At 43.1% G+C, this 10,225-nt stretch carries 10 protein-coding genes; 7 read left to right on the top strand and 3 right to left on the bottom strand.

Features of this window, described 5'->3' with window-relative positions; genetic code table 11:
- Nucleotides 1-19: 19 nt before the first annotated feature.
- Nucleotides 20-622: a nitroreductase family protein gene (locus tag DW121_RS03965; protein WP_118323087.1), complete on the top strand. Its 603-nt coding sequence runs from the start codon at nt 20-22 to the stop codon at nt 620-622.
- Nucleotides 623-748: 126 nt separating this feature from the next.
- Here the strand turns inward: DW121_RS03965 and DW121_RS03970 are convergent, their stop codons facing one another.
- Together DW121_RS03970 and DW121_RS03975 are read right to left on the bottom strand one after the other, a co-directional pair.
- Entirely contained in the window at nt 749-1,570 is an 822-nt protein-coding gene (locus tag DW121_RS03970) for a hypothetical protein (protein WP_118323088.1), read from the bottom strand.
- A gap of 53 nt (nt 1,571-1,623) precedes the next feature.
- Entirely contained in the window at nt 1,624-2,013 is a 390-nt protein-coding gene (locus tag DW121_RS03975; protein ID WP_158573914.1) for a lipocalin family protein, read from the bottom strand.
- A gap of 515 nt (nt 2,014-2,528) precedes the next feature.
- Here DW121_RS03975 and DW121_RS03980 point away from each other — a divergent pair.
- The 5 genes from DW121_RS03980 (at nt 2,529) to DW121_RS04000 (ending at nt 6,900) form a co-directional block, all read left to right on the top strand.
- Nucleotides 2,529-3,056, top strand: coding sequence for a shikimate kinase (locus tag DW121_RS03980; protein WP_118323090.1), 528 nt, complete (start codon nt 2,529-2,531; stop codon nt 3,054-3,056).
- Between the two features lie 135 nt (nt 3,057-3,191).
- Entirely contained in the window at nt 3,192-5,084 is a 1,893-nt protein-coding gene (gene speA / locus DW121_RS03985; protein WP_118323091.1) for a biosynthetic arginine decarboxylase, read from the top strand.
- The gene (gene argB, locus DW121_RS03990) at nt 5,084-5,857 is read left to right on the top strand and encodes an acetylglutamate kinase (protein ID WP_187120004.1); all 774 of its coding nucleotides are present in this window, start codon (nt 5,084-5,086) and stop codon (nt 5,855-5,857) included. The genes speA and argB overlap by 1 nt, the downstream gene beginning before the upstream one ends.
- 61 nt (nt 5,858-5,918) lie before the next feature.
- Nucleotides 5,919-6,428 (top strand): RNA polymerase sigma factor, encoded by a 510-nt coding sequence (locus tag DW121_RS03995; RefSeq protein WP_117713393.1) that lies wholly within the window; start codon nt 5,919-5,921, stop codon nt 6,426-6,428.
- On the top strand, nt 6,418-6,900 hold the full coding sequence (locus tag DW121_RS04000) for a hypothetical protein (RefSeq protein WP_117713392.1): 483 nt from the start codon (nt 6,418-6,420) through the stop codon (nt 6,898-6,900). The genes DW121_RS03995 and DW121_RS04000 overlap by 11 nt, the downstream gene beginning before the upstream one ends.
- Nucleotides 6,901-7,094: 194 nt before the next feature.
- On the opposite strand, the gene DW121_RS04005 is transcribed toward DW121_RS04000, so the two are convergent.
- Complete coding sequence (locus DW121_RS04005; RefSeq protein WP_118323109.1) at nt 7,095-7,961, bottom strand: head GIN domain-containing protein; 867 nt, start codon at nt 7,959-7,961, stop codon at nt 7,095-7,097.
- Nucleotides 7,962-8,226: 265 nt separating this feature from the next.
- Between DW121_RS04005 and DW121_RS04010 the strand changes: the two genes are divergently transcribed.
- The gene (locus tag DW121_RS04010) at nt 8,227-8,931 is read left to right on the top strand and encodes a SprT family zinc-dependent metalloprotease (RefSeq protein WP_117713391.1); all 705 of its coding nucleotides are present in this window, start codon (nt 8,227-8,229) and stop codon (nt 8,929-8,931) included.
- Nucleotides 8,932-10,225: the final 1,294 nt, after the last annotated feature.

The following is a 10,225-nucleotide window of genomic DNA, read 5'->3' on the forward strand; positions in this document are numbered from 1 at the left end:
AACAATAAAAGAAAGATATATGAAAAGAACATTTGCAGAAGCGTTGGAGCACCGGCGCAGCTATTATTCCATTGGCAGTGATTCTCCCGTCTTGGACGAGGAAGTAGTACATATTATCCGTACGGCAGTGAAGAATGTGCCGTCGGCTTTTAATTCGCAGTCCACAAGAATTGTACTGTTATTGGGCGATGAGCATACGAAACTGTGGGATATCGTAAAGAATACCTTGAAACAGCGTATCTCGCCCGAGGCCTTCGCAAAGACAGAAGCCAAGATTGACGGCTGTTTCGCTGCCGGACATGGCACTGTGCTCTATTTTGAGGACACTGCGGTTGTAAAGGAGTTGCAGGAGGCATTCCCTTCCTACAGCGAGAACTTCCCGACTTGGTCACAGCATACATCGGCCATGCACCAATTAGCTGTCTGGACGATGCTGGAAGATGCAGGTTTGGGGGCTTCGCTGCAACACTATAACCCACTGATTGATGATGAGGTGCGCCGCACTTGGAATTTGCCCGAAAGCTGGATGCTCATAGCAGAAATGCCTTTTGGCACGCCGACCGCCGACCCCGGAGAAAAGGAATTCCGGGAGTTGAGTGAGCGGATTAAAATTTTCCGCTGATTGAGGGGAAGTTTCATTATGAAAAGTGAAAAAACGAGGTTTACATAAAAAGGCATTCAAGGAAAAAGTTCCATTTTTAATGGGCTTTTCCTTGAATGCCTTTCATGTTGATTTTCTTGTGATGAATCAGAATCGGAAAATCAGATAGAAACGGAGTGACTTGGTTTTTAAACGGTTTTTGCCGGAAACCAATACATTGTCTATATCTACATCAGAACCGCCTCCTATATCATCCGTATCTACTGCATCTTCATCTACAGCGAACGAATTATATTTGGCTTTTCCCCAGCGTGACTCTATGCCCAAAGAAATGGCTTTGTATGCTATCGCACCGCCTACAGCAAAATTAGACACATAGCTTGCATTGGCTTCATCATTCATTATAACGATAGAACCCGAAGGTATAAAGTGGAAATAGCCGCTCAATTTGAGATAGTCTATCGGATTGAGAGTAATGGATGGACCGATATGGAGCCCGAGTTCCACCTGGTGCACACCCAAATCAAAATCTTCACTGTCTTCATCGGGATAAGTAGACTCAGATGGTTCTGTCCATTCTTTGGGCTGTGAATATTTGGCGTAGGAGATGTCCAGCCATGTGATGTCTAATCCGAATTTCAGCATATTAAACAAAGCTCTCCTATGCAGGTAATACGTATGCCCAAAACCCAGAGAAACTCCGAAGTCGCTCTTCCATTTCAAACTGGAAATGTCTTGATGTGTAAGAGTTTGGTTTATATAACCGATATGAAAGTACTTACTCCGCTTTTTCCAAATGGATTCGTTGCGTTTGTCATCTTCTACTTTCTGTACTTTGGCAGAAAGTTTGCTGACCACTTGTGCCAAGGAGTCTGTCTTGTCTGTGTTATCGCTGGTGACTACTGTTTCCTGTGCATACATTCCCATGGAAAAGGCGCAGGCAAAGAAGATATACAGAATTCTTTTCATCGTATATATTTTATGAGATTAGTGTTTCACGAAGAAATAAGATTTTTCGACTTTCATTTCTTTACTCTTCTAAACTCTATCTTCATATATTCTTTATATGTCATTCCATCTTCAATGATTTCACTGCCTTCTGATTCTATTATCAATTTATCACCGTTCAGTGCCAATACTTTCATTTCACCGATTCCGCCTTCTGACTTAACAGTCAGTTTATCACCTGCGAGTTTATAAGTGCCGGAGTCTGTCTCTCCATCATCTTTGATAGTAAGTTTACCATCGGCAGTGAAAATAAAAGTCATTTTGGTGTACGGTCCTTTAAATTCAGAGCGTTCGCCGTCAACTTCTTCCCAACTGTCAATATTTACAGACTGCCAAGTACCGACAATATCTGTGGAAGTATTGTCTTCCTCGTCGTCGTCACTACAAGAAGTAAAACCAACCATACAGGTTGACATTAAAAGAACTAAGCATAATACACCTCTCTGAAGTGTATTCGCAAAAAAAGATAACTTTTTCATCGTTATTCCTCCTGTCTTTCCAGCTCCTCAAAGACCTTTTTTATTAAACCACAAAGCGTGGAACTGTATATCCACGTCTCTATGTGAAGGTGGTAGGAATACCTTGGAAACAGATGTGGAAATAACAGCCCCACGCATATGCGTAGAGACCATTACGACCTCTCTTGTTTCCAGTGATTAGTTTCCTACGCTTTTCACATACAAGCAGAAGACATAACGCCTCGATTTTTTAATATGTCTTGGAAAGAGTCGCCTCAATCCAATTGCAAAGGTAGTAAGATTTTAGTAAACAACGGTGTATAAGTGATTTTTATTTGTATTTATCATAGCTTTTATCATACACAGATACATCCTAAATTGCTTTAATACAGCTTTGTTCTGATGCTCAGCGCTCATTTCCAATTATTATTCATATCTTTGCCCGCAAACGGTAAGCAATTATGATACGTATTTTTTTGACCGGTTACATGGGAGCCGGTAAGACAACATTGGGAAAGGCTTTTGCCCGCACATTGAATGTACCTTTTATTGACTTGGACTGGTACATAGAAGAACGTTTTCACAAATCTATTCGTGAATTGTTCGTTGAGCGGGGAGAGGCCTCTTTTCGTGAACTGGAGCGAAACATGCTGCACGAGGTTGCCGAGTTTGAGGATGTCATTATCTCGACCGGTGGCGGTACTCCCTGTTTTTTTGATAATATGGACTACATGAACGGACATGGGCAAACCGTTTTTCTGGATGTGCATCCCGATATTTTGTTCAATCGCCTGCGCGTGGCAACCCAACAGCGCCCTATCCTGCAAGGAAAGACGGATGAAGAATTGCGTGCTTTTATTGTGGAAGCATTGGACAAACGTACGCCTTTTTACTCGCAAGCCCGCTACCGTTTCGATGCCGGCCGTCTGGAAAGCAGACGCCAAATAACAGAGTCTGTGCAACAGTTACGCAGCCTGTTGGACGTTTAATCCCTTGTAAATGTGTGTTTTTCGCCCGAAAAGGCAAGATTTTTCAGATTTATGTGTATTTTTGTACCCCTTAATTAGAGTGATAATTAGGATTGTAAATAGTAAATTGTAAATAGTCAAATTGTAAACGAACTGATGAGAAAATGGCGTATTGAAGATTCAGAAGAGCTGTACAACATTACAGGTTGGGGCACTTCGTACTTTGGTATCAATGACAAAGGTCATGTTGTAGTAACACCGCGTAAAGACGGAGTTGGCGTTGATTTAAAAGATTTGGTCGACGAATTGCAACTGCGTGACGTGACGGCTCCCATGCTGGTCCGCTTTCCTGACATTCTTGACAACCGGATTGAAAAGATTTCCTGTTGTTTCAGGCAGGCGGCGGACGAATATGGCTATAAGGCAGAGAATTTTATTATCTACCCTATTAAAGTGAATCAGATGCGCCCGGTGGTTGAGGAGATTATCAGCCACGGCAAGAAGTTCAATCTTGGACTGGAAGCCGGTTCCAAGCCCGAATTGCACGCGGTGATTGCCATCAATATGGATTCCGACTCGCTGATTATCTGCAACGGATATAAGGATGAGAGCTACATTGAGCTTGCTTTGCTGGCGCAGAAGATGGGGAAACGCATCTTCCTCGTAGTAGAAAAGCTGAACGAACTGAAGTTGATAGCCAAAATGGCGAAGCAATTGAACGTAAAACCCAATATTGGCATTCGCATTAAGCTGGCTTCATCGGGAAGTGGCAAATGGGAGGATTCTGGCGGCGATGCAAGCAAATTCGGGTTGTCTTCCAGTGAATTGCTCGAAGCGCTCGACTTTATGGCGGATAAGGGTATGCAGGATTGTCTGAAATTGATACATTTTCATATTGGAAGCCAAGTTACGAAGATTCGCCGCATTAAGACAGCCTTGCGTGAGGCGTCTCAGTTCTATGTGCAGTTGCACAGCATGGGATTCAAAGTCGAGTTTGTGGACATCGGCGGCGGCTTGGGCGTGGATTATGACGGAACGCGTTCTTCCAACAGTGAGGGTAGCGTGAACTATTCCATTCAGGAGTATGTGAACGACTCTATATCTACTTTGGTGGATGCCAGCGATAAGAACGGCATTCCTCATCCCAATATAATAACGGAGAGCGGACGCGCTTTGACGGCGCATCATTCCGTGCTCATTTTCGAGGTGCTGGAGACAACCAATCTTCCCGAATGGGACGATGATGAAGAGGTAACCGAAAACGACCATGAATTGTTGCGGGAACTTTACGGCATTTGGGATACATTGAACCAGAACAAGATGCTGGAAGCCTGGCACGATGCGCAGCAGATACGCGAAGAGACGCTCGACCTGTTCAGCCACGGCATTGTAGACTTGCAGACCCGTGCCAAGATTGAACGGTTGTATTGGTCTATCATGCGTGAGGTAAATCAGATAGCCGGCGGCTTGAAGCATGCGCCCGATGAATTCCGCGGACTTCCCAAGTTGCTGGCGGATAAATACTTCTGTAATTTCTCGCTTTTCCAGTCTTTGCCGGACTCTTGGGCGATAGACCAGATATTCCCTATCATGCCTATCCAGCGTTTGGACGAGAAACCGGACCGGACAGCCACGTTGCAGGATATTACCTGCGATTCGGATGGCAAGATTGCCAACTTCATCTCTACCAAGAATGTTTCGCATTACTTGCCGGTACATTCTCTGAAGAGCAAGGAACCCTATTATGTGGGTGTATTCCTCGTGGGGGCGTATCAGGAAATTCTCGGTGATATGCACAACTTGTTTGGCGATACGAATGCGGTACACGTGTCTGTAAGCGATAAGGGCTATACAATAGAGCAGGTCATCGACGGTGAGACAGTGGCGGAAGTTTTGGATTATGTGCAATACAGCCCGAAGAAGCTGGTACGTACCCTGGAGACATGGGTAACCCAGTCGGTAAAGGAAGGGCGTATCTCTTTGGAGGAAGGAAAGGAATTTTTGTCTAATTATCGTTCCGGTTTGTACGGATATACATATTTGGAATAATGAGAGAGAAACTGACAGTAATCAAGGTGGGTGGCAAAATTGTGGAAGAAGAGGCCACCCTCTGCAAGTTGTTGGATGATTTTGCCGCTATCGAGGGCTACAAAGTGTTGGTACATGGCGGCGGACGTTCGGCAACGAAAATCGCAGCCCGGCTGGGCATTGAAAGCGAAATGGTAAACGGACGCCGTATCACCGATGCCGAAACTTTGAAGGTGGTGACAATGGTCTATGGCGGATTGGTGAACAAAAACATAGTGGCAGGCCTGCAGGCGCGCGGTGCCAATGCACTCGGTCTGACGGGTGCGGACATGGATGTAATCCGTTCCGTGAAGCGTCCGGTAAAAGAGGTGGACTATGGCTTTGTAGGCGATGTAAAGCAAGTGAACGGCACTTTCTTGAGCGACCTTATTCATAAGGGAGTTGTGCCGGTGATGGCTCCGTTGACGCACGACGGCGAGGGGCATATGCTGAATACGAATGCCGACACGATTGCCGGAGAAACGGCTAAGGCATTGTCCGGGCAATTTGATGTGACGCTGGTGTATTGCTTTGAGAAGAAAGGCGTACTGCGTGACGAGAATGACGACGACAGTGTGATTCCTCAGATTACCCCGGAAGAGTTTAAGCGATATGTTGCCGAAGGAGTTATTCAAGGCGGCATGATTCCTAAGCTGGAGAACTCTTTTGAGGCTTTGAACGCCGGGGTTGCGGAAGTCGTAATCACCTTAGCTTCAGCTATAAACAGTAACGGAGGAACCCGTATCAAAAAATAATTCAAAAAAAAGTGGTGGCAGACTGTAACTTTCGGTTTGCTGAACCGTCAATTAATTAGAGATGCAAGAAATCAGTTTTCGTAATGACATTCTCCCTCTGAAAGACAAGCTCTTTCGGTTGGCCCTAAGAATTACATTCGACCGGGCGGAAGCGGAAGATGTTGTGCAGGAAACACTGATTAGGGTATGGAACAAGCGTGATGAGTGGACGCAGTTCGGTTCTGTCGAAGCCTATTGCCTGACAGTGGCAAGGAATTTGGCGATAGACCGCAGCGAAAGGAAAGATGCTCAAACGGTGGAACTTACGCCCGATATGGAAGAAACTTCCGATGCGTCAAGCCCTTACGAAAGGTTGGTGAGCAAAGAACGAATGGCTTTGATACACCGCCTGATGAATGAGCTTCCCGAAAAACAGCGGTTGATTATGCAGCTGAGGGATGTTGAAGGTAAGAGCTATAAAGAAATTGCGGTTGTCTTGAGTCTGACAGAGGAGCAAGTTAAAGTGAATCTTTTCAGGGCGCGGCAAAAAGTTAAACAACGGTTTATTGATATAGAAGGTTATGGACTTTAAATATATAGAACAACTTTTAGAACGCTATTGGCAGTGTGAGACTTCCCTTAAGGAAGAAGCGCAGTTGCGTGCTTTCTTTACGGAAGAGGATGTTCCCGAACACTTGCTTCGTTACAAAGATTTGTTTGTATATCAGCAACTTCAGCAAGAAGAACATTTGGGTGCGGATTTTGATGCACGGGTGCTTGCCGAGATTGAAGCTCCGGTTGTGAAAGCCAAACGCATGACATTGACCGCACGTTTCATGCCGTTGTTCAAAGCCGCCGCAGTAGTGGCGGTGATACTTTCGCTGGGCAATATGATGCAACATTCGTTCTTTGCCGATGTAAAGGAAGTAGCCGCAGCCGATACTATCGGTAAACAGATTTCCGCTCCGTCGGTTGCCCTTTCGGGGGATATGACCGCGACGCACGAGAAACAGATTTTGGACAGTCTGCATCGTGTAAACAAGGGGAAGGAAATCAAGGAATAGATGTTTTCATTTGCTTTTTTAAAATAACATTTTCATTTGCTTTAAATATAATATAGTTAGTGTGCTTTTATTAAAACAAGACAGAGGCTGTGAAGTTTCAATTCTCTCAAAATTTTATAAAAACTAACTAAGATAGATGGGACGCCGCGTGATGCAGCGTCCCTTTTATGTATCCTTTGTAATGAATCACCGAATCAGAGTTTATATAATCCTTTCTTGGGAAAATCCAATTCCGGGTTACCTTTATAACCGATGTCTCCACTTCCGCTGGTGCGTGCCTTCAAGAATTCGGTGGCATGGCATTTGATGTCTCCCGAACCGGCTACGCTTGCTGAGACACGTTTCGCCTGCAAGTCGGAAGCGAACAAATCTCCTGAACCTGCTACACGGTAGCTGGCTTCTTGGGTTGTTCCTGTCAATATTGCCGTACCCGACCCTGCAACGGATGCTTCGGTATTGGTAGCCGATACATTGTTGAGTTTCAAGTCTCCCGAGCCTGCAACGGATGTTTTAAGATTGGCGCAAGTGATGTTGCTGCCCTGTATGTCACCGGAACCGGCAATGGATACACTGACATCGTTAGTGCAAGTGATATTGTCCGCTTTGATATTTCCCGAACCGGCTACGGATATCTTTAAGTAATCTGTTTTCAAGCCGTTGGCCAGTTCTACATTTCCTGAGCCTGCCACGGAGATATTATTGAGAGTTTCGGAAGAAATGCGGATTTCCAGTTTGTTAAAAGAAACATTGACACCTTTTTTGAATTTGATATTCAGCGTCTTATTATTTACCTTGATGTCTAAAAGGTCTACGATATTGTCGGAAGTATATACTTCTACTGTGGGTTTTCCTGCCTTTTGGGTGTAGGTCACATCCGGGCTTCCCGCCAAGTTCAGACCGGTGAAGTTGTCTACTTTGATGCTTTTGGTTACGTAGTTCTTGCTGGCTTTTACCGTTTTTCCGCCGAAAGCTCCCGTGTGTTCTGTATGGCGGAACTGAGAGCAAGCTGTGGTACTGAATGTCAAAAGAATGACTGAAAGGAATGTTGCTAAATTTTTCATACTCATTTATTTTAAGTTTTCTTGTTTGTTAGACGCAGTCTTTTCTCGAAAAGTTGCGGGGCTTGTGATTTTTTTTGCCGGGAACTTTTTGTTGCCAACTCTTGTTCAAATTCTATGCCATAAACATAAGTCATTGTTTATTAGTATATAATAGGAAAGATGCAGTGTCCGTTTTTGAACACTTTGTTCGTTTTTGATAGATAATCGTTTGTTTTTTCGGGCGATTCTTCGTTCTTTTGCCCATATTTTAAGAAAGGAAGTACAAATGGTAGCGGAACGTGTTTTGGAGGATGAGGAGTTGGGACGTTTGCTGGTACGGGTAAATACCCGGGCCCGACGTTTGACTTTTCGTACGCGCGAGGATGCTATTCATGTAACTGTTCCGCCGGGTACAACGGTTGCGGAAGTCAAGAACGCCGTTGAACAATTGCGTTCCCGATTGCGGGTGGCGCGGCAAAAGCAAAGCCGTCCGTTGATTGACTTGAACTATCGGATTGATACGGAATTCTTTAAGCTGAGTTTGGTGAGTGGAGAGCGTGACCGTTTCCTTTCGCGCTCGGAGTTGGGAGAAATGCAGATTATCTGCCCGCCGAATGCGGATTTCTCCAATAAAGAACTGCAAGCCTGGCTGCGTAAAGTAATTGAAGAGGCTTTGCGCCGTAATGCCAAGATTATTCTTCCGCCCCGGCTTTATGCACTCTCGCTGCAGCACAATCTGTCTTATAAGAGTGTGAAGATAAATTCCAGTAGCGGGCGTTGGGGAAGTTGTTCCGCCCGCGGAAGCATCAATCTTTCCTATTTCCTTGTCCTGTTGCCCAAGCATTTGATTGATTACGTGCTGCTGCACGAGTTGGCGCACACCCGTGAAATGAATCACGGTGAGAGCTTTTGGGCGTTGCTTGATGGCATGACGGACGGTAAAGCGCAACTTCTGCGTAGCGAACTGAGAAAGTATAAGACGGAATTCTGAGGCAGGTCAATAGAATTTTAACTTATATCAAGAGCATCTGTCATTCAGAGCGAAGCGAAGAATCTACTCTCTTTATGTATACACAGAAAAGAGATTCTTCGCTTCGCTCTGAATGACAGATAGTATAAACTAATTATGCACATTTACTTATCGGAGAGGTATAGAGACGGGATGTTGTGCCAGTCAGTTGGCACAGCTTTGCCATTGGGAAGGTATTGCATTTTCTTTCTTAATCGGTGAAATTCAATGAATTACAGAAATATCCGACTTGACACGTAGCGATTTAGAAACGAGCAATTTTCTACATATTACTTAATCTTGCATAAATGGGAAGAACGCTTTTTCTGAATGTAAAGATACAAATTTAGATTTGATTTTTAATCTATTCCGCATTGCTATTTCTGCGAATAATATACTCCATCAGTAAAAGATGTGTTCAAAAATCGTTTCTCCATTACCATGCGGAAATTCAATACAAAGTATAATTCCAATCAAAGTCAATGAATATAGCTGTTATGATAACAATTCTTCAATGTACCAATCTATTGGGTATTGTTTCAAGTATTTTCCTGACTTTTTCTGAACGAAGTTCTATTTTATCGTGATTTTCAATATTCTCTTTTCCCATATCAATTTCCAAGTTCTAGTTGCTTTTTTTGAAAAAACAAAGATAGCTGTTTTTTCATCGAATACCGTTTTTATCCCGATGCCCGGACTCTTATTCTTCCGCGTTTATCAAATCGACAAAATCAAATTTGGCAAGAAGGAAATTCCTATCAAGGTTGTAGTCGTACAGACGGCTTTTAATCGTATGCTGGTTAGCATTATTTTTCTCACTATAGCCATATTGTGTTAATAATAATCAAAACACACGTAGTGCTTCACGTTGATAATTTAATATGATGATATACTTAAATATTAATCTTAGTTTATATTTGTTGTAATTCATTGTTCATATACAAAATGCATTTTGCTATGATATGAAAAACAAAGTTTTACTATTTTTGCATTTAATTATTTGTGACTAATATCTAAAAGTGTAAGTATTTTATTTAAAAATATAACATGAAAATTAAAATATTGTAGTCCTTTGCAATAAAATATATTTTTTATTAATTATCGAATTTGTTAAACTGTAAAAAAATGCCTATGGAAAAATATTAAACACACAAAAAAACATATAAGATTTACGTACTATAATCTATTAGACGTAGATTGTTTGATGATACTATTGAAAATATATTTTTAACCTGTTGGCGGAATTAATTTAGTGCATACTTAATTCTGCCAATGG

The sequence above is a fragment of the Bacteroides sp. AM10-21B genome (assembly GCF_003472565.1).
In the GTDB taxonomy this organism is placed as follows: Bacteria; Bacteroidota; Bacteroidia; order Bacteroidales; family Bacteroidaceae; genus Bacteroides; species Bacteroides propionicigenes.

Excerpts from the sequence above, each read along its gene's own strand:
- DW121_RS04005 (WP_118323109.1), bottom strand. The coding sequence starts at position 7,961 with ATGAAAAATTTAGCAACATTCCTTTCAGTCATTCTTTTGACATTCAGT.
- DW121_RS03995 (WP_117713393.1), top strand. The coding sequence starts at position 5,919 with ATGCAAGAAATCAGTTTTCGTAATGACATTCTCCCTCTGAAAGACAAG.
- DW121_RS03965 (WP_118323087.1), top strand. The coding sequence starts at position 20 with ATGAAAAGAACATTTGCAGAAGCGTTGGAGCACCGGCGCAGCTATTAT.
- DW121_RS03980 (WP_118323090.1), top strand. The coding sequence starts at position 2,529 with ATGATACGTATTTTTTTGACCGGTTACATGGGAGCCGGTAAGACAACA.
- speA (WP_118323091.1), top strand. The coding sequence starts at position 3,192 with ATGAGAAAATGGCGTATTGAAGATTCAGAAGAGCTGTACAACATTACA.
- DW121_RS03970 (WP_118323088.1), bottom strand. The coding sequence starts at position 1,570 with ATGAAAAGAATTCTGTATATCTTCTTTGCCTGCGCCTTTTCCATGGGA.
- argB (WP_187120004.1), top strand. The coding sequence starts at position 5,084 with ATGAGAGAGAAACTGACAGTAATCAAGGTGGGTGGCAAAATTGTGGAA.
- DW121_RS03975 (WP_158573914.1), bottom strand. The coding sequence starts at position 2,013 with ATGGTTGGTTTTACTTCTTGTAGTGACGACGACGAGGAAGACAATACT.
- DW121_RS04010 (WP_117713391.1), top strand. The coding sequence starts at position 8,227 with ATGGTAGCGGAACGTGTTTTGGAGGATGAGGAGTTGGGACGTTTGCTG.
- DW121_RS04000 (WP_117713392.1), top strand. The coding sequence starts at position 6,418 with ATGGACTTTAAATATATAGAACAACTTTTAGAACGCTATTGGCAGTGT.